22 protein-coding genes are annotated in these 21,515 nt (G+C 67.4%); 9 read left to right on the top strand and 13 right to left on the bottom strand.

The window, feature by feature from the left end; genetic code table 11:
- Window positions 1-84: 84 nt before the first annotated feature.
- The gene (locus VGV37_RS22700) at window positions 85-288 is read right to left on the bottom strand and encodes a hypothetical protein (RefSeq protein ID WP_326882049.1); all 204 of its coding nucleotides are present in this window, start codon (window positions 286-288) and stop codon (window positions 85-87) included.
- A 379-nt stretch (window positions 289-667) separates the two neighbouring features.
- On the opposite strand from VGV37_RS22700, the gene VGV37_RS22705 reads away from it, so the two are divergent.
- Entirely contained in the window at window positions 668-1,738 is a 1,071-nt protein-coding gene (locus tag VGV37_RS22705; RefSeq protein WP_326882050.1) for a transglutaminase family protein, read from the top strand.
- Between the two features lie 30 nt (window positions 1,739-1,768).
- Here VGV37_RS22705 and VGV37_RS22710 read toward each other — a convergent pair whose 3' ends face one another.
- The 11 genes from VGV37_RS22710 to VGV37_RS22760 all read right to left on the bottom strand — a co-directional run bounded on the left by VGV37_RS22710 (window position 1,769) and on the right by VGV37_RS22760 (window position 12,629).
- Window positions 1,769-2,830, bottom strand: a complete 1,062-nt coding sequence (locus VGV37_RS22710; RefSeq protein WP_326882051.1) for an ABC transporter ATP-binding protein — start codon at window positions 2,828-2,830, stop codon at window positions 1,769-1,771.
- A 19-nt stretch (window positions 2,831-2,849) separates the two neighbouring features.
- Complete coding sequence (locus tag VGV37_RS22715) at window positions 2,850-3,638, bottom strand: ABC transporter permease (RefSeq protein ID WP_326882052.1); 789 nt, start codon at window positions 3,636-3,638, stop codon at window positions 2,850-2,852.
- A 1-nt stretch (window position 3,639) separates the two neighbouring features.
- Window positions 3,640-4,521, bottom strand: coding sequence for an ABC transporter permease (locus VGV37_RS22720; protein ID WP_326882053.1), 882 nt, complete (start codon window positions 4,519-4,521; stop codon window positions 3,640-3,642).
- Window positions 4,518-5,579 (bottom strand): ABC transporter substrate-binding protein, encoded by a 1,062-nt coding sequence (locus tag VGV37_RS22725; protein ID WP_326882055.1) that lies wholly within the window; start codon window positions 5,577-5,579, stop codon window positions 4,518-4,520. The genes VGV37_RS22720 and VGV37_RS22725 overlap by 4 nt, the downstream gene beginning before the upstream one ends.
- A gap of 13 nt (window positions 5,580-5,592) precedes the next feature.
- Complete coding sequence (locus VGV37_RS22730; protein ID WP_326882056.1) at window positions 5,593-6,558, bottom strand: dipeptidase; 966 nt, start codon at window positions 6,556-6,558, stop codon at window positions 5,593-5,595.
- Between the two features lie 12 nt (window positions 6,559-6,570).
- Entirely contained in the window at window positions 6,571-7,278 is a 708-nt protein-coding gene (locus VGV37_RS22735) for a hypothetical protein (protein WP_326882057.1), read from the bottom strand.
- Window positions 7,275-9,011, bottom strand: coding sequence for a hypothetical protein (locus VGV37_RS22740; RefSeq protein WP_326882058.1), 1,737 nt, complete (start codon window positions 9,009-9,011; stop codon window positions 7,275-7,277). Before VGV37_RS22740 ends, VGV37_RS22735 begins: the two co-directional genes overlap by 4 nt.
- 1 nt (window position 9,012) lies before the next feature.
- Complete coding sequence (locus VGV37_RS22745) at window positions 9,013-9,729, bottom strand: IclR family transcriptional regulator (RefSeq protein ID WP_326882059.1); 717 nt, start codon at window positions 9,727-9,729, stop codon at window positions 9,013-9,015.
- A gap of 155 nt (window positions 9,730-9,884) precedes the next feature.
- Window positions 9,885-10,868 (bottom strand): ABC transporter substrate-binding protein, encoded by a 984-nt coding sequence (locus VGV37_RS22750; protein WP_326882060.1) that lies wholly within the window; start codon window positions 10,866-10,868, stop codon window positions 9,885-9,887.
- 80 nt (window positions 10,869-10,948) lie between these two features.
- Entirely contained in the window at window positions 10,949-11,752 is an 804-nt protein-coding gene (locus VGV37_RS22755; RefSeq protein WP_326882061.1) for an SDR family oxidoreductase, read from the bottom strand.
- 22 nt (window positions 11,753-11,774) lie between these two features.
- Window positions 11,775-12,629: a TauD/TfdA family dioxygenase gene (locus VGV37_RS22760; RefSeq protein WP_326882062.1), complete on the bottom strand. Its 855-nt coding sequence runs from the start codon at window positions 12,627-12,629 to the stop codon at window positions 11,775-11,777.
- Window positions 12,630-12,925: 296 nt separating this feature from the next.
- Here VGV37_RS22760 and VGV37_RS22765 point away from each other — a divergent pair, with 296 nt between their 5' ends.
- Genes VGV37_RS22765 through VGV37_RS22785 form a run of 5 tightly spaced genes read left to right on the top strand, consistent with a single transcriptional unit; the run spans window position 12,926 to window position 16,806 of the window.
- Window positions 12,926-13,927 carry an amidohydrolase family protein gene (locus VGV37_RS22765; protein WP_326882063.1) on the top strand — a complete coding sequence of 334 codons (1,002 nt, stop codon included), beginning with the start codon at window positions 12,926-12,928 and terminating at the stop codon, window positions 13,925-13,927.
- A complete protein-coding gene (locus VGV37_RS22770; protein ID WP_326882064.1) occupies window positions 13,924-14,736 on the top strand; it encodes a sugar phosphate isomerase/epimerase in 813 nt (270 codons plus the stop codon). The genes VGV37_RS22765 and VGV37_RS22770 overlap by 4 nt, the downstream gene beginning before the upstream one ends.
- 25 nt (window positions 14,737-14,761) lie before the next feature.
- Window positions 14,762-15,337 carry a hypothetical protein gene (locus VGV37_RS22775; RefSeq protein ID WP_326882065.1) on the top strand — a complete coding sequence of 192 codons (576 nt, stop codon included), beginning with the start codon at window positions 14,762-14,764 and terminating at the stop codon, window positions 15,335-15,337.
- An 18-nt stretch (window positions 15,338-15,355) separates the two neighbouring features.
- On the top strand, window positions 15,356-16,129 hold the full coding sequence (locus tag VGV37_RS22780) for an SDR family NAD(P)-dependent oxidoreductase (RefSeq protein WP_326882066.1): 774 nt from the start codon (window positions 15,356-15,358) through the stop codon (window positions 16,127-16,129).
- Between the two features lie 2 nt (window positions 16,130-16,131).
- On the top strand, window positions 16,132-16,806 hold the full coding sequence (locus tag VGV37_RS22785) for a ThuA domain-containing protein (protein WP_326882067.1): 675 nt from the start codon (window positions 16,132-16,134) through the stop codon (window positions 16,804-16,806).
- On the opposite strand, the gene VGV37_RS22790 is transcribed toward VGV37_RS22785, so the two are convergent.
- The gene (locus VGV37_RS22790) at window positions 16,807-17,733 is read right to left on the bottom strand and encodes a LysR family transcriptional regulator (RefSeq protein ID WP_326882068.1); all 927 of its coding nucleotides are present in this window, start codon (window positions 17,731-17,733) and stop codon (window positions 16,807-16,809) included. It lies immediately after the preceding gene.
- A gap of 283 nt (window positions 17,734-18,016) precedes the next feature.
- Here VGV37_RS22790 and VGV37_RS22795 point away from each other — a divergent pair, with 283 nt between their 5' ends.
- The 3 genes from VGV37_RS22795 (at window position 18,017) to VGV37_RS22805 (ending at window position 21,503) form a co-directional block, all read left to right on the top strand.
- Window positions 18,017-18,841, top strand: a complete 825-nt coding sequence (locus VGV37_RS22795; RefSeq protein ID WP_326882069.1) for an ABC transporter ATP-binding protein — start codon at window positions 18,017-18,019, stop codon at window positions 18,839-18,841.
- A complete protein-coding gene (locus tag VGV37_RS22800; protein ID WP_326882070.1) occupies window positions 18,838-20,352 on the top strand; it encodes an ABC transporter permease in 1,515 nt (504 codons plus the stop codon). Before VGV37_RS22795 ends, VGV37_RS22800 begins: the two co-directional genes overlap by 4 nt.
- Window positions 20,353-20,453: 101 nt before the next feature.
- The gene (locus tag VGV37_RS22805; RefSeq protein ID WP_326882071.1) at window positions 20,454-21,503 is read left to right on the top strand and encodes a phosphotransferase family protein; all 1,050 of its coding nucleotides are present in this window, start codon (window positions 20,454-20,456) and stop codon (window positions 21,501-21,503) included.
- The last annotated feature ends 12 nt before the right edge of the window (window positions 21,504-21,515 follow it).

Below are 21,515 nucleotides of genomic sequence, written 5' to 3' on the forward strand. Positions count from 1 at the left end.
CGCTGGAGACAGGTGAACCCTGCGGCAGGGCGGGGAGTTCCCGGGCGGCAAGGCCGGGGCGAAATGCTCGCCCCGGCCTGACGACTACTTCTTGCCGCGCGCTGCGGTGCTCTTTTCATGAGCACTGCCCGAGGCTTTGTGGGCGGCTTCGGAGTGCGAATGGGCCTTGGTCGAATGCTCGTGCGCGGCGTCCTTGTCGTCCTTGCCGTGATGCTCGGCTGCCTTGCGATGGGACTTCGCCGCTTCGTCGTGATGTTCCGCGGCCTTGGTATGATGGGTCTGAGCCATGGGTTCGTTCCTCCGAGGGTCTGGATCGCTCTGAACGGCGACACCAGCACAACCCGTCGACCCATGAATTGGCTGCGCGTATCCTGTAAAAAATCTCTGTTACCTGTTCTTCTATATTAGAAGAAGCGAAAATATATTCAAAATGGAGAGATATAGTCCGTGGCTATGCTTCTTTTGGTGGATTGACCGCCCGGAAATTCATCTGATTGTGGGCTGCCGCCAGGACAGGCTGGCAGCGGGGGGGACAGGGCTCGCGTTATTCCGCTGACGCGGCGGGCATTCTTGCGGAACCCGGTGACCGCAGTCGGGTTCTGATGGCGGGGTCCATATCGCAGCCGTCGCTGCGGGCCGTGGGCTCAATCCGCAAAGGTTCGGTCAGATGAAACTCCGTGTCGGCTACGAGCTGGTTTACGACTGCCCCTGCGCAACGCCGATGATCCTGATGCTCAATACCCACTTCTCCCGCGTGGACGCGGTGCTGAGCCCCGATGTCCTGAAGACGGAGCCGCCGGTGCCGGTCGCCCAATACCGCGACGGTTTCGGCAACCTGTGCAGCCGGATCCTGGCGCCGCCTGGCCGCATTTCGCTGTCGACCGAAGCCTTGCTCGACGTGCCCGACCAGCCGGAGACCATGCCATCCGCCGGCTGGCAGCACCCGGTGGAGGAACTGCCAGACGATACGCTCGTCTTCCTGCTGGGCAGCCGGTATTGCGAGACGGACCTGATGTCCCACCTTGCCTGGCAGATGTTCGGCCACCTGCAGGGCGGCCGCGAACGGGTTCAGGCGATCTGCGACTTCGTCCATCATCACATCGCCTTCAGCTATGCGAGCGCCCGGCCGACCCGCACCGCCTGGGAGGCGTACCAGGAACGTTCGGGCGTCTGCCGCGACTATGCCCATCTGGCGCTCACGCTGTGCCGCGCCCTCAATATCCCGGCGCGGTATTGCACCGGATACATCAGCGACGCAGGCCTGCCGCCGACCGACGCGCCCATGGATTTCTGCGCCTGGTTCGAGGCCTATCTCGGCGGGATGTGGCAGACGTTCGATCCGCGCAACAACGCGCCGCGCACCGGCCGGGTGCTGATGGCCCGCGGCCGGGATGCCGCCGACATCGCGATCAGCACCAATTTCGGCGCGACCACGCTCGTCAAGTTCCTGGTCGTCTGCGAGCCGGCGGTGCAGGGCGAGGCCCCGGCGATGGCGCTCTCGATCGACGAGGCCTACAGCAGTTCGAACGGGGATCGCTGGCAGGTCGTCCGCGATCCGTCGGCGGGACGGACCCTGGTCCGCCATATTCCGAACGCATCGTCGGGCGGGATCGCCCGGGAGTTCTCGGTCCAGGAATTCCTGAGCGTGAACGGCTCCGGTCCGGAATATGCCGCGGTGCGCCATCTGATCGAAACGGCGCCTGGCGCCGGCTTGCCGGGTCCGGGCGCGGCGCTCTGAGGCCCACACGCGCCTTCTATCGACCGTCCCTCAGATCACGTGCACGCGGGCAGCATCCCACTCGATGGTGCAGTCGTCGCCGCGCGCGACCGGGGGCATGTCGATGCCCGGGACCCGGACGCGCAGGTCGCGCCCGGCCTTGCGGCCGACGACCAGATAGCTTTCGCCATAGTTGACCACTTCCTCGATCCGCATGGTGCTGCCGGTCGGGGAGGGCGCTGTGGCCGCCGGCCGGATGCGGATCGTTTCCGGTCGGATGAGGATGGAGACGTCCCGGCCGGCCGGCAGATCGCGTGCGCCGGTCGCGATGGTGCCCAGGCATTCCACGTCCACCACGCCGTCGCCCAGGGTCCGGCCGCGCAGCAGGTTGCTGTCGCCGACGAAGGATGCGACGAAGCTGGTTCGCGGCGTGAAATAAACCTCGGTCGGCGACCCGATCTGCTCGATGCGCCCCTGGCTGAACACGGCGATCCGGTCGGACATGGCCATGGCCTCGGTCTGGTCGTGGGTGACGTAGATCATCGTCACGCCCAGTTCGCGATGGATGCGCTTCAGCTCGATCTGCATCTGCTCGCGCAAGGTCTTGTCCAGCGCGCCCAGCGGCTCGTCGAGCAGCACCAGATCGGGTTCGAACACCAGCGCCCGCGCGAGCGCCACGCGCTGCTGCTGGCCGCCGGACAGTTCGGCCGGCTTGCGCGCCGCGAATTCCGACAGGCCGATCATCGCCAGCGCGGCCGCGACCTTGCGGTCCGCATCGGCCTTGGGCACGCGGCGCATGCGCAGCGGAAACCCGACGTTCTGCGCGGCGCTCATGTGCGGGAACAGGGCGTAGTTCTGGAACACCATGCCGATGTTCCGATCGTAAGGTTCGACCGCGTCGATGGTCCGGCCGGCGATGCCGATCTCGCCCGCGGTCGGCCGCTCGAAGCCGGCGATCATCATCAGGGTCGTCGTCTTGCCCGAGCCGGAGGGGCCGAGGAACGACACGAACTCGCCCGGCTGCACGTCGAGGTCGATGCCATCGACCACGTTCTGGCCGGCGACATAGCTTTTCGAGATCGACCGGAGGGTCAGCGAACGGGCGGCGTTCATGGGCAGGCTCCAAATCGGATCAAGCGGGGTGCCGCGGCCGTCTCGCCCGGACCAGCCGCGCGGCGAGCTGCATGCCGATGACGGCCAGGACGGCGGCGAGCAGCAGCGACGAGGCCGCGGAGATCGCCGGGTCGGCCTCCATCTGGAAGCTGTTGAACATCTGGCGCGGCAGGGTGGCGCTGTCGCGGCCGGAGATGAAGATCGCGATCACCGCTTCGTCGAACGAATGGATGAACGCGAACAGGGCGGCGACCAGGAAGGCCGGGCGCAGCACCGGGAAGGTCACCAGGCGAAACGTGGTCAACGGCCGCGCGCCGAGGTTGGCCGCCGCGTTCTCCAGCCTTCGGTCGAAATTGACCAGCGCCGACGTCACGGTCAGCACCACGACCGGGATCGACAGGCAGGTATGGGCCAGGATGACGCCGGTCATGCTCTGGACCAGGCCCAGCAAGCCGAAATAGCTGTAATAGCCCAGCGCCATGACGATGTGCGGCACGATCAGCGGCATCAGTACGAGCAGCCGGAACAGGGCGCGGAAGCGGAACTGGTGGCGCACCAGCGCGAACGAGGCCGGCACGCCCAGCAGCATCGCCAGCACCATCGTGCCGCCGCCGATCAGGAAACTATTGACCACCGGCCCGGTCCAGTTGGGATCGGAGAAGAAGTGCCGGTAATAGCCCAGCCAGAATCCCGGCGGCGGAAACTGCAGGGACGGCGCGGTGCTGAACGACATCGGCACGACGATGAACATCGGGCCGGCGAGCAGGATCGCGATCAGCAGCGACAGGGTCACCGTGGAGCGCGCCATGTCACCTCCACATCTTCTCGATGCCGAACAGCCGGTCATAGAGCACGAACAGGGCGACCGCGGCGGCGAGCAGGATCATCGAGGTCGCGGACGCGGCGCCGAAATCCAGCAACTCCTCGATCTCCTGGCCGATGCGGCCGGCGATCATCTTGTCCTGCGGGCTGCCGATCAGGGTCGGCGTCACGTAGAATCCCAGGCACGTGATGAATACGAGGGTGGCACCATTCAGGACGCCCGGCAGGCTCTGCGGCAGATAGACCGTCAGGAAGGCGCGCAGCGGCCGCGCGCCCAGGCTGAGGGCGGCGCGCATGTGCACCTCGTCGATCCGCTTCATGACGGCGTAGAGCGCCAGCACCATGAAGGGCACCAGCATATGGGCCATGGCGAAGGTCGCGGCGAAGGTCGTGAACAGCAGGCGTGGCGGCGGGCTGACGCCCAGCGCCACCAGCAACCCCACGACCGGCCCGCGCGCGCCCAGGATGACCATCCAGGCATAGGTGCGGACCAGGAAGCTGGTCCAGAAACTGAGGGCGACGATGCTCAGCAGGAACGCGCTGACCGCCCCGCCGCGGCGGGCCGCGACATAGGCGACCGGATAGGCCAGCACCAGGCTCGCGATCGTGACGATGAAGGCGGTGCGGAACGTCCGGCCAAGCACGGCCAGATCATAGTGGGAGGCGAAGAACGCGGTGTAGTTGGCGACGCCGAAGGTCGGTTCGCTGACGCTCATCCAGACGACGAGCGCCAGCGGCACCAGGAAGAACGCCGTCAGGAACAGGGACGCCGGCAGGTAAAGCAGGAAGGGGCCGCGCATCAGGGCCGACAGGCGTCGCCGCCCGGCCCGGGGTGCGGCCTCGATCTGCAATGCCGGCGCTTGGCTCATGTGGACAGCCATTGCTCGAAGCGCTTCGCCATATCGTCGAGCTGCGGCAGCAGCTTCTCGGCATCGAGTACGACGGATTTCGCCAGGTTCTCCGGCGAGGTCGGCATCCGGGCGACCACCTCAGGCGGCAGGAACTTGAACGAGGCCGGGTTCATCGGCCCGTAATTGTTCTTGGCTGCGAACGTGGCCAGGCGCTCCGGCGCTACCGCGAACTCGATGAAGCGCCAGGCGCTCTCGGCCCGGGGCGTGCCGCGCGCCACCACCCAGGTCGCGACGTCGATGACCGCCTGGTTGAACACCAGCTCGACCGGCAGGTTCTGGTCGACCATGGCCTGGGCGCTGGTGTTCCACATGCCGATCATCTCGACCTCGCCGTCGCGCAGCAGCTGTTGCGACTGCGGGCTCTGGCTCCACCAGACCCGGACGTCCTTCTTGATCCGGTCGAGCGACTTGAAGGCCCGGTCGAGGTCGTAGGGGAACAGCTTGTCGGCCGGCACGCCGTCGGCCATCAGCGCGAAGGCCAGCACGCGCGCAGGATAGTTCTGCAGGCAGCGTGCGCCCGGGAACTTTGCCGTGTCCCAGAAATCGGCCCAGCTCTTCGGCCCGCCGTTCGGGAAATGGTCCTTGCGATAGGCGATAATGTTGGCGAAGGCGTGGGAATTGATGCCGTTCAGCGTGACCGCACCCGGCCAGAGCGAGGCCGCCGGGACCTTGGTCTCGTCATAGGCGTCGATCAGGTTCGCCTTGTTGGCGCGTCCCAGTTCGGCCACGCCCAGGGTCGTGACGTCGAATTCATAGACGCCGGACCGGGTCTGGGCCGCCAGCTTGGCGAAGGAGACCGGTGAGATGGTCCGGATCTCGATGCCGGTCTCGGCGGTGAACGGGTCGAACAGGATGGCGCGCGCCGCCGCTTCCCAAGGACCGCCCCAGGTATTGATGTAAAGCGTTTCGGCGGCCCGGGCACGGCCGATGAACGGCATCGAGACCGCCCCGGCGGCGAGCGCGGTCAGCAGATGGCGCCGGGTGATCGGGGTGGTCGTCGGGCGGATGTCGGCCATGATGTGCCCTCCCTCAGCCCATGACCGCGCGATAGAGCCGCAGCCAGTTGCCGGACGTGATCTGCTCGACCTCGTCGGCATTGAAGCCGACCTTGGCCAGCGCCGGGCCGACCAGGGCGAGGCCGCTGATCTTCTTCAGCCACGCGGGCTTCTCGCTGGGGCCGGGCTTCGCGGCCGATCCGGCGCCGTACTGGATCGAGCGGGTCCAGCGTCCCGAGCGCATCCAATCCAGATATTCCTGGCTGGAATGATGGCTGAAATCGGTGCCGAGGCCGACATGGTCGATGCCGGCGATCTCGACCGTCTGGGCCACCATCTGCGCCCAGGCATCGACGCTGTCGCACGCCGGCTCCGGCGTGATGTTGCGATAGGCGGCACAGCCGATCACACCGCCCTTCTCGGCCAATGCCTTGATGATGGCATCGCTCTTGTTGCGCTTGTGCGGAAACACGGAGGCCGGGTTGGCATGGGTGATCGCGACCGGCTTTAGCGACCATTCGATCGCGTCCAGCGTGGTCTTGTCGCCGACATGGGACAGGTCGACCAGCATGCCGCACTGGTTCATCTCGCGCACGACCTCGCGGCCGAACCGGGCGAGGCCGGGATCGACCGCCTCGTAGCAACTCGAGCCCAGTTCGTTCTGGTTGTTGTAGGTCAGCTGCAGCACGCGCACGCCCAGGTCGGCGAACAGCCCGACATAGCGGACGCGGCCGTCCAGCAGGTTGGTGTTCTGGTAGCCCAGCAACAGCGCCACCTTGCCGGCGCGCTCGGCCGCCAGGATGTCGTCGGCGGTGCGCACGATGGTGACGATGTCCTCGTTCGCCCGGACCATGTCACGCCACTTGGCGACGGCATCGAAGGATTCGATGGCACCTTCCCAAAAGCCCAAGGTCGGCGTCACGCAGGTGAAGCCGCCGGCCTTCAGGTCCTCGAACACGCCTCGGTCGAAAAAGCCACATTGCAAGCCGTCGATCAGCATCGTGAGGTTCCTTTACGAGACGGAGGAAACAGGGGCGCGGCGCAGCCGGGTCGGATCCGCGGCGAGCATGGAGAGGTCGGTCTCGTCCTCGTCGGGCCGGCCGACGATGCGGCCATCGGCTTCGACGCGGACCGTGCCGGCATGGCGCCGGCTTTCGAAGGAATCGGGTGCGAGTGCGGCGTGGGAGGCCTCGTAGAGCGGCCACCAGGTGGCGGCCGACACGGGGACCCCGTCGAACCGCAGCTTGTCGAGCAGGCTGAGGCGCGCGACCGGGCGCGGGGAGATCCGGATCAGCACGCCGTCCCCGTCCGGGGCGGCGGTCGCCTCCAGGCCATAGCGCTCGGCCAGGCCTGCGACGATGCGCAGTTCCTCGGGCGCCACCAGATGGAGCGCCTTCACGTCGGCCTGTCCCGTCCGGCGCGACTGGTCGACCGCCAGGTCGAGCAGGCCGTCGGCGACGAGCCAGGCGTGCTGGTTCCCGCAATCGACGGTCATCATCGGCTGTTCCGCCACGATCCGCAGCGGCGCCGGCTTGTTGGCACCCAACCGCTCCAGTTGGGCGGCGATGCCGGCGAACCCGTCGCCGGGCAGGATGGCGGAATAGAGTGCGCAATCGCGGACCGACGGCAGCAGGCCCGGCGGCGCCCCGGCCGCCTGGACCAGCCGTTCCAGGATGAGGCGGGTCTCCCGCAGCGACAGGATCAGCAGGTCGGTGGTCATGACGTCGGCTCCGGCGGGTAGAACCAGTGCGGGTCGACGGTGCCGGCGGCGAAATCGTCGGGGGTGGGCGCGCCGTGGTACAGCACGCCGCGCAAGTTGCGGTTCAGGTAGTCGCGGGCCTTGTCGATGCCGTGAATGCCGACGTTGAGCAGCCGGGTGATCTGCGCCGGCATGAAATCCTCGCTCATGATGTCGGCATGGGGCGAGTGGAACGGCAGGCCGGCCAGCGCCTGCACCCGCGTGACGATCAGGCGGTGCAGCGGATGGGCGACCAGGAAGCGGGCGACGCTGGTGATGGCCGGTGTCGCGGCCAGGTCGCGGTCGAGCGCCACCACCAGGCGCGGCAGGTCGAGGCCGAGATTGTGCGCCTCGCCGATCTCCTCGCGCGGCCCGCGCCGGGGCTCCTCGGCGGTACGCGACTTGTACCAGACGTAACGCTGGGCGCGTTCGGAGGTGAGGTCGAGATCGAACGCCCAGCGATAGTCGGCCCGCAGCAGGTCGCGCAGGCGGCCGACTGTCATCTCCGGTCGGCCGACCAGTTCCTCGTCGATGACCAGTCCGTCCGCGAGCCCGTCGGCGATCTCCGGCACCAGCTCGATCATCAGCGACAGCAGGGTCTCGAACGCCTCCGGATGGACGCGGCCGTCGAGCGACTGGGTGAATTCGACGAGCGGCGTCCGGTCCGCGCAGCCGGCCTGCACCCGCTGGATCAGCGATGCCAGTTCCCGGCGGATCTGCGCCAGGTCGTCGGCGACGATGCTGCTGGGCGCGAAGGATTCATATTCGGCGCGGTCCTGCCGGCGGGCGAGGACCGCCTTGTCCAGCAGGGTCGCCAGCAGGTGCAGCGGAGCCGCGTCGGGATCGACCGGCACGAGCTTGCCATGGGCCACCGCCTCTTCCCGGATGGTCAGCCAGCGGTCGATCAGGCGCGGATGGTTGTTGACGAAGAACATCAGCCCCAGGGCCGACCCGTTGCCGACACCCAGGAACCGGCCGAGCTCGCCCGCCATCTCGACCGTCTGCGGCCCACCCTTCAGCCGCGCCAGGTGCTGGACCAGGTCGCCGGCGAACACGCGCATCATGTAGGCCGTCAGCATCTGCGCCTGCAGCGAGGCGCGCAGCGGGTGGTCGGCCTCGTAGGCCAGGAAGCTCTTGGTGCCGAACGTGCCGTTGCCGTCGATGCCGGTGTTGCGCATCAGGTAGCAGGTGCGGCCCAGCTCCTCGACCGGCGGCTGGCGGCCTGCCGCCAGATGGTCGGTCGCGAGGTCGAACAGCCGGCCCGACCGGTTGGAACGGGACCAGGTCAGGGTTTGCGTCGTGGCGCGGCCCTCGTACAGCTTCGGCAATTCAGCCCGCAGCTGCTCGACCTCGGTCGGAGACATCGGACCTTCGACGAGCGCGCCCATCATGTCCCAGGCCCGGCCGATGATCCGGCCGGTGCGCTCGCGCGACGACGGCTCGAAGGAGAACACCGGAAAGGTGAAGCGCCAGCCGCCGGCGTCGATCGCATAGCGCGCCGTGCCGCGGCCGCGCTCGTCGATCGTGAATTCCTCGCACCGGATCTGCCAACGTTGCCGCGCGGCGCGGGCGATCAGCGAGCGCGACGCACTGACCCGGGACGGCTGGATCGCCGCCAGCTTTTCCGGGCGCATCAGGTCGGACGAAGACCGCATCAGGGCCTGCGGCCGGATGCGGCCGGTCTCGCCGAGGTCGAGGGTCGAAAGGCCCATCATGTCAGACGTTTCCAAACTGGGCGCTGAAGCGGCGTGCCGCGGCGACCGCGATCGGGCCGCAGCGCGCATGATCGAAGCGCGTGGTCGGGCCGGAGATCGCGACCACGGCGATGCATTGGGTCGCCGCGTCGAACACCGGGGCGGCGACCGCCGCGACGAATTGGGGATCGACCGGGGCGAAGATCGCATAGCCGCGGGCCCGGACTTCGGCGAGGGCGTCGTCGTCGGGCAATTCGATGCCCTGCTCGCGCAGCCGGTCGCGCATCTCGGTCGACCCGAACGCGACGAGCACCGCGCCGGACGCGCTGCCGCCCAGGGCCATCCGGGCGCCGACGCGCAGGTCGGCCCGCAGGACCTGGCGGGATTCGACCCGGTTGATGATCACGGCGTGATAGCCGTCCAGCACCGAAATCGTCGCCGTCTCGTCGCTCTCTTCCACGACCGCCTGCAGCAGTTCGGTGGTCCGTTCCCCCAGGTTCGCCTGTTCGAGTGCCCGCACCGCATAGAATTGGAAGCGCAGGGCCAGACGATAGGCGCCGTCCGCCGTCTGCTCCAGCAGGCCCGCTTCCATCAGCGTGCGCAGCCGCTGATAGACCGCGGCGCGCTGGTCGCCGATCACCTTCACGACCTCCATCAGCCGCATCGGCTTGGGCGACGCGGCGATGACGTCGCAGACTGCGAGCGTTTTCAAGGTGGAGGAAAGGGAGCGAACGGCCATTAGTATTCCATATGAATACACTGTATTCTATTTATGTTGCGCCGTCGGAAAGTCTGCGTCAAGCCGGAAGATTTCGGGTTTCCGCATGAAAAGCCCGGTCGGAACCGGGGCTCCCTTCTTGGGCGAGATCGGCGGCCGGACCGTCCGGCCCTCGTTCAGGTCTGCAGATCCTTCGGCAGGAACTGCCGGTCGATGATCTTGTCCCACTCGACCGGACCTTCCCACTGGCCCTGGCGGATCAGGCCGTTGACGACGTTCTCGACGCTCGGCTGGTCGATGTTGCCGCGGCTCCAGTATTTGAGGCCGGCAAGGTGACGCATGACCACGGTCGCGGCATCGGCCGGCAGGGTGTCGCCGTAGCGCTTGGACGTGATCTTCGCGGCCTCGTCCAGGTTGGCGTAGATGAAATCGACCGCGTCGCGCCGGCCGGCGATGATGCCGCGCAGTTCCTCGGGATGCTGCTTCATGAAATCCTGGGTCGCGATGCCCACGTCCTGGGACATGCGCGGCAGGCCTTCCTGGGTGAAGACGACGCGGTATTTGCCGGACCGTTCGGTGAACAGCGGCTCCATGATGAACATGGAATCGAGCCCGCCATTCTCCATCGCCGACAGGCCGGAGCCGATCTGGCCCACGGCGATCAGCTTCATTTGCCCGCCCATGCCGGCCGCTTCCTCGGCCATCTTCGCCAAGGTCTCGCTGGTCGATCGTGGCGAGCTGATGCCGACCTTCTTGCCGGCGAGGTCCTTGATCGACGTGATGCCGCTGTCGGGCATGGTCACCCAGACGATGTCCTCGCTGGTATTGACGCTGTCATGGACGATCCGCACGTCGATGCCGGCCTTGAAACCGGCCAGCACGCTGGCCGTGCCCATCTCGGCATAGCCCAAATTGGCGCCCAGCATGTTGCGCAGGCCCGTGCCGCCGCCGACCGACGTGATCACGCCGGTCACGTCGACGCCATGCTTGGCGTAGAGGCCCAGTTCCAGCGCGACCGCGATCGGCGCCATGGTCGGCAGCGATTTGTAATAGGGCGCCATGATTTCCAGGGAAAAGGCGGCCGAGGCGCGGCGGGAGAACATCACCCCGCCGATGGCACCCAGTCCCATGCCGATGACGCTGCGCCGCGTAAGGTCCATCTTTTCCTCCTGGTTGGCCATGCCGGCCTTCGTTATCGAGGGGGCGTCTTGCGCGCCCGTTCATGCCGACACGCATGCGATCAGCCCCCTTGTGCGGGGTCGGCCCGCTTCGAGGAGGGGCGGACGCCGCCATATTGTGCCCAGGTCGAGGCGACCTGCCAGCCGGCATCCACGATCAGGTTGATGCCGGTGATCGCCGACGCGCGCTCGGATGCCAGGAACTCGATCGCCTCGGCCACCTCGTTCGGCTCCACGGCGCGGCCGAGGGCGGTGAAATCGCCCGGATGGGCGGCATAGCGGCCGGACTCGATCCGCCGGGCCACCCGGGGCACCAGGGTCGATCCGGGCGAGATCGAATTGACCCGCACCCCGGACCGGCCCCATTCCCCGGCCAATCCCTGGGTCAGGCTCAGCACCGCCGTCTTGCTGGACGCATAGGCATGGACCGGGAACGAGCCCAGTGCCGCGATCGAAGAGATGTTGACGATGCTGCCCCAACCCTGCTCGGCCATGCGCGTGCCGAACGCCCGGTTCGCCAGGTAGGTGCCGGTCAGGTTGATCCGGAGCGTGCGTTCCCACACCGCCATCGGCAATTGCGCCGGCGGCAGCACGTCCTGGAACACGGCGGCGGTGACCACGAGGGCCGTGACCGCTCCCAGCGTCTGCTCGATCTCGGCCGCGACCGCGTCGACCGCCTCGACATTGCCGATGTCCAGCGCGAAGCCATGGCCGGCCCACAGGCCTGCCACCCGGCTCGCTGCCTCGGCATCCTGGTCGCAGATCGCGATGCGCCAGCCGCGCTCCGCCATCAGGGCGGCCGTGGTCTCGCCGATGCCGTTGCCGCCGCCGATGATGACCGCGAGCCGATCCTGCCGTTCCGTCATGATGCGCTCCGCGCCCGGGCGGTCATTGCGGCCGCGAGCCCTTGACCACGACGCGCATCAGCACGCGCCGGTATTTGCCCATTTCGTAGTTCGCGACGGCCCGATGCAGCAGGCAGCGATTGTCCCAGAACACCAGGTCGCCGTCCTTCCAGGCATGGCTGTAGACGAACCGGTCCGACGTCGCGTGAACCAGCAGTTCCTCCAGCAGCGCACGCCCCTCGTCCTCCGGCATGCCCTCGATGTGCGAGCAATACATGCCGATGTAGAGGCTCTTGCGGCCGGTCTCGGGATGGGTACGCACCAGCGGATGGACGATCGAAGGGGCCGCCGCGATGTCGTCCTCGCTCGCGGGTGCGCTGCCGGTATAGCGGCGCATGAACTCCAGGCTCTGGACGGCCTTCAAACCCTCGATCCGCCGCTTGGTCGCATCGGGCAGAGCATCGTAGGCCTTGGTCATGTCGGCGAATTGCGTGTCACCGCCGTTCGGCGGCAGCTCGACCGCATGCAGCATGGTCAGGAGTGCCGGCGTCTTCAGGAAGGATTTGTCGGTGTGCCAGAAATAGGTCGAGCTGAAGAACGGCTTCTCGACCGGGTTGCCCGCATCGTCGAGGTTGGTGATGCGATGGACCGCATCCCAGCGCGATCCGTCTTCCTGCCGCACCTTGTGCTGTTCGACGTCGCCGAAGATCGACGCCAGATCATGGATGTTCTCCGGGCTCATGTGCTGGTCGCGGAACACCAGCACGTGATGGTCGAGAAAGGCCTGGCGCGTCTGCGCGATGATGGCGGGGGTCAGCGGCCGCGAGAGATCCTCGCCGACGATGGCGGCTCCCATGACCTCGGAAACCGGAGACAGGTTGAACTGCGCGGCCGACATGGTTCCTCCCCGCTTTTCGAGCGCCCAGGTGCGACCGTTCGAGCGGTCGGCATTCCTGAGTACGGGGCAGCGGGGCGGTCGTGCATAGCACATGTTTATTACCGTCCCAGGCAGAAATTGTCTGGGGCATGGTTCCCGGGCGCGCCAGACAATTTCGGCATTGGGTGGTGCAGAACGTGTCCTGGACGGGTCTGGACGGCTGCCGTCCTATGGGTCCGTCCGCCGGATCATGCGGGTCCGCGCAGAAGAAATCAGGAGGCCAGGGCCACGCGCCAGGCCCGGGGAGGAGTCCGCGAATGGCTGGCATCGCCACCGCTTCCTGCATCGACGTCCATGCCCATGTCCGCCTCGCCGCCACCGACGGCGCTGCGGGCATCCATGGGCCGGAAAACGGTATCGACGATCAGGGCCGCCCCTGGTACCGGGTCGGCAATTACAGGATCGTCGGCGTCAAGCACAAGAACAGCCCGTTCACCGACCCGGTGATCCGGCTGGAGCGCATGGCCAAGGCCGGCATCGATTTCCAGGTGCTGTCGCCGAGCCCGCTCACCTATTTCCACCACATCGACACCGCGTCCGCCCTGTCGTTCTGCCGTCGCTACAACGACGGCGTCGCGGCCCTGGTGCGCGAATATCCCGACAAGCTGGGTGGCCTTGCCGCCCTGCCGATGCAGGATCCGGTGGCCGCGAAAGACGAGTTGCAGCGCGCGGTCGGCGATCTGGGGCTTTGGGGTGCCGCGGTCGGCACGGAATTCGCCCTGCCGCTGCACAGCGAGCAGTTCGACCCGCTCTACGAGGCGTTCGTGGCGCTCGACGTGCCTTTATTCCTGCATCCGGCGCCGGCCGGCATCGACGGTCCGCCGGGCGATCCCAGCCTGAAGCGGTTCGACCTCGACGTGGTGGTCGGCTTTGCGGCGCAGGAGACCATCGCGGTCGCGACCCTGATCTTCGGCGGCGTGCTCGACCGTCATCCGAAGCTCGACGTCTGGATCAGCCATGGCGGCGGCAACGTCGCGTTCCAGGCGGGGCGCCTCGCCTGGGCCAGCCAGAAGCGCCCGTGGGCGACCGAGGCGATGAAGAAGGACGGCGCGTTCGAACAGGCGCTGACCCGGCTCTGGTACGACACGCACCTGAACGACGACCGGGCGCTGGCGCTGCTGACCCAGGTCGTCGGCCGGGACCGGCTGGTGTACGGCACCAATTTCGCCGGCTGGGACCAGCCGGACGACGGCGACCACGGTCCGGTCCCGCCGATCTGGGCGGATAACGCGCGCCGCCTGTTGCGCCGGAAGCGATGAACCCGTTGTCGCTGTCCTACTACACGGTTCCCGAGCTCGATCCGCCGAAGACGGTCGATGTGGCGGCGGCCTGCGGCTGCGACCATGTCGGCCTGCGCCTATTGGGCGGGCAGCCGGACGGCGAGCAGCCGCCGGTCATGACGGACCCAGTCCTGCGCCGCATGACGCTCGGCCGACTGAAGGACACCGGCGTGACCGTGCTCGATGCCAATACCGCGCGGCTGACCCCGGCGACCGTCGTTTCGAAGTTCCGTCCATTCTTCGAGGTCGCATCGGCCTTCGGCGCCCGCCATGCGCTCGCCACGGCCGACGATCCCGATCGCAACCGCCTGTCGGACCGGTTGGCCGAACTCTGCGACCTCGCGGCCGAGCACGCCATGATGGTGCAGCTGGAATTCGTGCCGTGGATGGCCATTGCCAGCGTCACGGACGCGGCCGATATGGTGCGTCGTGTCGGGCGGCCGAACCTGGGTATCGCCCTCGACGCACTGCATTTCGACCGGTCGGGCGGCCGGTTCGAAGAACTCGCCGACATGCCGCCGGCCTGGTTCGCCTATATGCATTTGTGCGACGCGCCCGCCGAATGGGCACCCGACAAGGCGGCGTTGCTGCATACCGCGGTCAAGGAGCGGCTGTTTCCGGGCGAAGGCGGCATCGATCTGGTCGGCCTGCTGCGCGCTCTGCCGGCGAACATTCCGCTGGCGCTGGAAATCCCGACCGAGACCCTGGCCCGCACCGTGCCGGCAAGGGAGCGCGTCGCCCGGGCGGTCGCGGCCGCCCGTCGGGTCGCCGCCGCCGCGCAGACTTGAGGCTTGATAGGGGGAGGTCCCGGAAATGAGTGGTCCCATCGCCGATCCGGTGGAAACCGGCCGTGCCGTCCGTGCCTGCGCCACCGCCGTCATCGAGGCGGTCCAGCGCTTCGGGAACGATCCGGACGCGATCAGCGCCGCGATCGACCCGGCGTTCCAGGCGCTGCTGGCGCGGTCCGACCTGCTGTCGATCGGCGTGCCGCGGCCGGGCAACCATGTCGCGATGTCCTGGTACCTCTATTACGACGGCGACCTGTCGCTGCTGATCTATCCGCTGGCCAAGGGCAAGGTCATCCCACCGCACGACCACGGCAATTGGGAGAGCATGTTCGTCTATCGCGGTGCCGTGAAGCATACGGTCTACGAGCGGATCGACGATCGCTCCGTCGAGGGCCATGCCGATCTCAAGATCGTCGAGGATCGGGTCCTGAAGCCCGGCGATTCCTCGGTCATCGCCCCGCCGGCCGACATCCATACCTTCATGGCGATCGAGGACGACACCTACGCCATCACCGTGGCGAGCGGCTTCTACAAGGAAGAGCGCTGCTATTTCCAGCCGGAGGCGAAGACGTTCTTCGTCAAGAACCCCAAGGCGGCCTGACGACCCGAGGAACCATTCATGAGCAGGATCGCACTGATAACCGGGGCCGGCGGCGGGTTGGGCGCAGCCATCGCCGGCCGGATGGCGGAAGACGGCTGCCGCGTCGTGCTGCTGGACAGCGATGCCGCGACCGTCGAGGCGCAGGCGCGCCGCATCCCGGGCGCGCTCGGCATCGCGGCCGACGTCACCGACGAGCATCGGATCGATGAAGCGGTCGCCGAGATCGTCGCCACCTTCGGTGACGCGCCGGATATCCTGGTCAACAATGCCGGCATCGTCCGGTTCGGCGATATCCTGGAGCAGAGCGTCGAGGACTTCCGCCGGGTGGTCGATGTCAATCTGGTCGGCACCTATATCGTCAGCCGGGCCGTCGGGCGGCGCATGGTCGCGCGCGGCAGCGGCGTCATCATCAACATCACGTCCCTGAACGCGTTGGCCCCCAGCCCGGATGCCGGTGCCTATCCGGCATCCAAGGCGGCGCTGGTCACCCTGACTCAGCATCTGGCGCTGTCGCTCGGGCCCCGCGGCGTACGGGTCAATGCGGTCGGGCCGGGCTTCATCGATGCCGGCATGTCGGCACCGATCTACGCCGATCCTGCCGTCCGCGAGACCCGGGGTTCGACGGTGCCGGCCGGCGGCATCGGCACGGCGGGCGACGTGGCCGACGCCGTGCTGTTCCTGGCGTCGGACAAGGCGCGCTACATCATGGGCCAGCACCTGATGGTCGATGGCGGCGTCTCGTTCAGCCTGAAACTGCAGATGCCGCGCAAGGCGCCGACGGTCCGCGCCTAGCCATGCGCAACCTGATCCTGACCGGCGGCATCGGCCACCCCTTCGCCGACGCCTCGGCCGCGCTCGCCGACATCCTGGCGGCGGACGGCATCGTCTCGACCGTCACCGAGGATATCGAGCAGGGGCTGGCCGGGCTCGATGGGTTCGACCTGGTCACGGTCTATGCGCTGCGCTGGCGTATGCTGATCGGCGAGAAATATGCACCCCATCGCGAGCAATGGGCATTCAGCCTGTCCGATGCGGGACGGCAGGCCCTGACCCGCTTCGTCGAGGCCGGCGGTGGCCTGCTGGCGCTCCATACCGCGGTGATCTGCTTCGACGATTGGCCAGGCTGGCACCGCCTGCTCGGCGCCGAATGGATCTGGGGCCGCTCCGCCCATCCACCGTTCGGGCCCGTCGCGGTCGATCCGACCGGAAAGGCCCACGCGGTAGCCGAGGGCGTCGTGTCGTTCGAACTGCGCGACGAGGTCTATGGCAATCTCGACATGGATGAAGACGTCGAGCCGCTGCTGACCGCCGATGCCGGTGCCGGGTCCTGGCCGGTTGCCTGGACGCGCCGGGCCGGGCAGGGCCGAGTCGTGGTCGATCTCTTGGGCCACGACCGGGCGTCGCTCGAGCAGCCGATGCACCGGCGCCTGCTTCGCCAGGGCGCGCGCTGGGCCGCCGAGGCGCTCTGATCAGCCGGCGACCGGCTCGAATGTCGGCTGCTCTGCGCACAGCTCGTGCAGCAGGCCTTTGATCACGCCGGCGATGCCGTTCACGGCATCGGGCGGTTCGCCGGTCTTGGGCCGGATCAGGTACAGCGTTCGCCAGAGCGAGGGCTCGACGATCTTGCGCACCTTCAGGGTCCCGGCCTCGACCTCGGTCGCGACGGCCGATGCCGGCAGGATGCCGCAGGCCAGGCCGCGGGCGATGACCGCCTTCATCGCCGGCATGGAATTGATCGGGAAGGTGATGCGCGGTGACAGGCCGGCGGCATTCATCTCGTCCTCGATCAGCCGGCGCAGCACGTCGCGCCCGCTCGGCATGGTCAGCTCCACGTCGGCCAGGTCGCGCAGGCGGATCGGCTCGACCAGGTCGTACGGCGATCCGGTGCTCGTCACCAGGTCCAGGATCTCGCGCAGCAGCGGCTCCTGGGTATAGGCGTGATTGGGCGGAGCGTTGTAGATCAGGCCCAGGTCGAGCTCGCCCGCTTCGATCTGGTCGTTCAGCACGTGGCTCAGTTCCTCGACCACGGTCACGGTCACGCGCGGCATGGTCGCGCGCAGCTTTTCCAGCAGCCGCGTCGCCAGGATCGACGACAGGCTCGGCGAGATGCCGAGCGTGATGAGCTGCGGGGAGCCCTCGACCTGCTCCCGCAAGGTCCGTTTCAGGTCCTGCAGGCGGCGCAGGATGAATTTCGCTTCGGTAAGAAAGGTCAGCCCGGCGGCGGTCGGCGTGGTGCCCAGGATGTTGCGGTCGAGCAGCTGCACGCCGAACTCGCGCTCCAGCGCCTTGATCTGGATGCCGAGTGCCGGTTGCGCGATGTTCAGGGTCGCCGCGGCCTTGGTAATGCTGCCGAGTTCGCAAACCCGGATGAAGCATTCCAGCTGACGACTGCGCATGCGGCGACGCTCCTTTCGACCGGTTCCGATGCTCGTTCCGCAGGCTGACGAGCGGGGCGCCGCCGGGCAAGCTAAAATTATATAGGGGGGTGCAGAAGGTGTCCTGGACGGGGTGCCGTGCGTCCCGCAGGGTCGTGGGAGAAAGCAGCGAGCCGCGGCAACAAGCTGCGGCCGGATCGGCCGTCTCTCGTCGGAGACCGCGCCGGCCGAGCGCGACGAGGGCGGAAATGCGCGACGGTTCGAAATTCCGGATCCAAACCGCGCCCCCATCCGGGGCATGCCGATGAGTGCCGCCGTGCCGCTGTCGGCCGCGCCGGCGGAAATCCATGCGCGCATGGCGGGCGTCTCGCGGATCTACGACGGCGGGGTGCATGCGCTGGGGCCGATCGACCTCGACCTGCGCCGCGGCGAGTTCTTCTCGATCGTCGGGCCGTCCGGCTGCGGCAAGTCGACGATGCTCGACGTGCTGGCCGGCCTGGGCATGCCCAGCGCGGGTTCGATCACCTTCGAGGGCAAGCCGGTCGCCGGCACGGTGCCCGACGGCGTGGGTGTCGTGTTCCAGGAGGATTCCTCGTTTCCCTGGCTGACCGTGCGCGACAACATCGGCTTCGGCCTGAAGCGCAGCGGCATGCGCGGGCCGGAATTGGCGGGCCGGGTCGAACATGCGATCGAATTCATGGGCCTGAAGGATTTCGCTTCCGCCTATCCGACCCAGCTGTCGGGCGGCATGCGCCAGCGGGTGTGCATCGCGCGCACGCTCGTGCTGCGGCCGCGGCTGATCCTGCTGGACGAGCCGTTCGGTGCGCTCGACCAGCAGACCCGCCTGCTGATGGGCGACGAGCTGCTGCGCCTATGGCGCGAAACCGGCGCCACCGTGCTGCTGATCACTCACGCGCTCGACGAGGCGGCGATGCTGTCCGACCGGGTCGGCATCATGTCGTCGCGACCCGGCCGCTTCATCGAGATCGTGGAAACCGGCTGGTCGCGCGACCGGACGAGCGAGATCGCCGCCGACCTGGCCTTCGGCCGGGTCACCAGCTACTTGTGGGAAAAGCTGCGTGGCGAGTCGATGAAGGCCATGTCCCGGGCGGAACACGTGGCGCCATGACGCGTTCGGGGCTGCAGCGGATCGGGATCGTCACGGGTTTGGTGGTGATGTGCGAGGCGGCGTGCCGCTTCGGCTGGGTCAGCCGGCACACCCTGGTGCCGCCGACGGAAATGGCCGCCACCTTGGCGGCGCTGATGCGGACCGAGGATTTCTGGTCGCAGGCCTCGTTCACCGCGGGCAACATCCTCGTCTCGTTCGTCTCCGCCGTTATCGTCGGCTTCGCGATCGGCGTCGTGCTGCACCGGCTGCCACGCACCCGGCGCGCGATCGAGCCGATGATCGCCAGCTATTACGCCCTGCCGTTCTTCGTGCTCTACCCGCTGTTCATCGTGCTGCTCGGCATGAATGCGCTGCCGATCATCTTCATGGGCTTCCTCTATGCCGTCATGGCGATGATCACCGGCACCTTGACCGGCCTCGACCGGGTGCCGCGCATCTTCCTGAAACTGGCCCAGACCTATCGGATGGACCGCCTCAGGCAAGCGCTGCTGATCCAGTTGCCGGGGGCGGCACCCTATGTCTTCACCGGCGTCAAGCTGGCCTTCGGCTATGCCATCACCGGCGTCATCGGGTCGGAATTCATCCTGTCCAACAACGGGCTCGGCTACGGCATCGCGTTTTCCTACAATAATTTCGACGACCGGACGATGTACGCCTTGCTGGTCTTCGTCCTGGTGTCCGTCTCGATCCTGACCCTGGTCCTGCATGCCGCCGAGCAGCGGGTGCAGTACCGCGCGCGGGCGGGTGCTGTGGCGCGTGCCGCCGACGAGGTGGGCACCGCCGGCCGCTGGCTGGGCCTCGCGGCCTGCATCCTCGTCATTCTCGTGGTCTGGGAAATCGTATTCCTGCGGGTCGGGCAGGAGGCGGTCGCCTCGCCGCTCACCAGCTTCCGCCGGCTTGGTATTCTGCTGACCCAGGACGATTTCTGGGCGAACGTGGCGGAGACCATGCGCGCGCTGGCGCTGTCGCTCGGCCTGTCTTGCGTCGTGGGCGCGCTGGTCGGCATGGCGCTGGGGGTCAGCAAGGCCGCATCCGATGTGCTGGCGCCGCTGCTGATCGCGTTCTATGCGATGCCGAAGGTGACGCTCTATCCCGTCATCCTGCTGTTCTTCGGCATCGGCCTCGCGGCCAAGGTCGCGTTCGGCGCGATCTACGGCATGATCCCGATGATCCTCATCACCATGAACGCCATCCTGTCGATGAACCCGTCGCTGCGCCGGACCAGCCAGGTGATGCACCTGACGCGGGTGCAGTACCTGTGTACGGTCGTCCTGCCGGCGACCTTGCCGGAAATGGTGTCGGGCCTGCGCATCAGCTTTTCGATCACCCTGCTGGGCGTGATGATCGGCGAGATGTTCGCCTCTCAGCGCGGGCTCGGTTTCATGATCATGAACAGCATGGGCGTCAACGACACCTCGACCATGATGGCGGTCACCGTGTTGATCAGCATCTTCGCGCTGACCATGAACGGCGGCCTGATGCTGCTGGACACGCGCTTCCGCCGAAGCTGATCTGGCGATCGACACTTGAATTTTCTGTCCGACAGTTGAACAGTTCACGGGCCGGTTCCGCAGGGCGGGCGGAATATTTCGATCGATCAGGGAGACCGTTCTTGAGCAGTGGCGCCGAAGTTACCGAGGTCCGGGCCGGACATGCGTTCGATACCGCTCGGCTTGCCGAGTATCTGACGCAGCATCTGGAGGGCTTCTCGGGTGCGGTTAGGGCCCGGCAATTTCGCGGCGGCCAGTCCAACCCGACGTTCCTGATCGAGACCGAGCAGGGCCGTTACGTGCTGCGCAAAAAGCCGCCGGGCCAGTTGCTGCCGTCCGCGCATATGATCGAACGGGAATACCGCGTCATGCATGCGCTGCGCGACAGCTTGGTGCCGATCATCGGTACCAAGCTGCTGTGCGAGGATCCTTCCGTGATCGGCACGGCGTTCTACCTGATGGATTTCGCCGAGGGCCGCGTGTTTCGCGACCCGGCGCTGCCGGACATGACGGCCGGAGAACGGCGCGCGATCTACGGCGCCATGAGCGACGTGATGGCACGCCTGCATGCGGTCGACTGGCGAGCGGTCGGGCTCGAAGGGTTCGGCAAGCCGACCGGGTACCTCACCCGGCAGATCGCGCTCTGGACGCGCCAGTACGAGGCGGCCAAGACCCAGGAGATCCCGGCGATGGACGCGTTGATCCGCTGGCTGCCGGCGCACATGCCGGCCGACGAGGCGACGACCATCGCACACGGCGACTTCCGCCTGGAAAACCTGATGTTCCACCCGACGGAGCCGCGGGTGCTGGGCGTGCTCGACTGGGAACTGGCGACGATCGGTCATCCGTTCGCCGACGTGGCCTATAATTGCATGATCTGGCACCTGGATCCGGCGACGCCGAGCCTGGGCGGCCTCAAGGGCCGCGACCTCGCGGCGCTCGGCATTCCATCCGAGGCCGATTATCTCGCCGACTACGCCCGGAGCGCCGGCCGCGCGCGTATCGAGAATTATCCGTTCTTCCTGGCCTTCGCGTTCTTCCGCTTCGCCTCGATCGCCCAGGGCGTCTATGCGCGTGCGCTCGCCGGGAACGCCAGTGCCCCCAACGCGCTCGAGGTGGGCTCGCTGGCAGGGCCGCTCGCCGATCTCGGCTGGCAGGCGGCGCAGGGCTGAACCGACCGATGC

This window comes from Aliidongia sp., assembly GCF_035943795.1.
Lineage (GTDB): Bacteria > Pseudomonadota > Alphaproteobacteria > ATCC43930 > CGMCC-115725 > Aliidongia.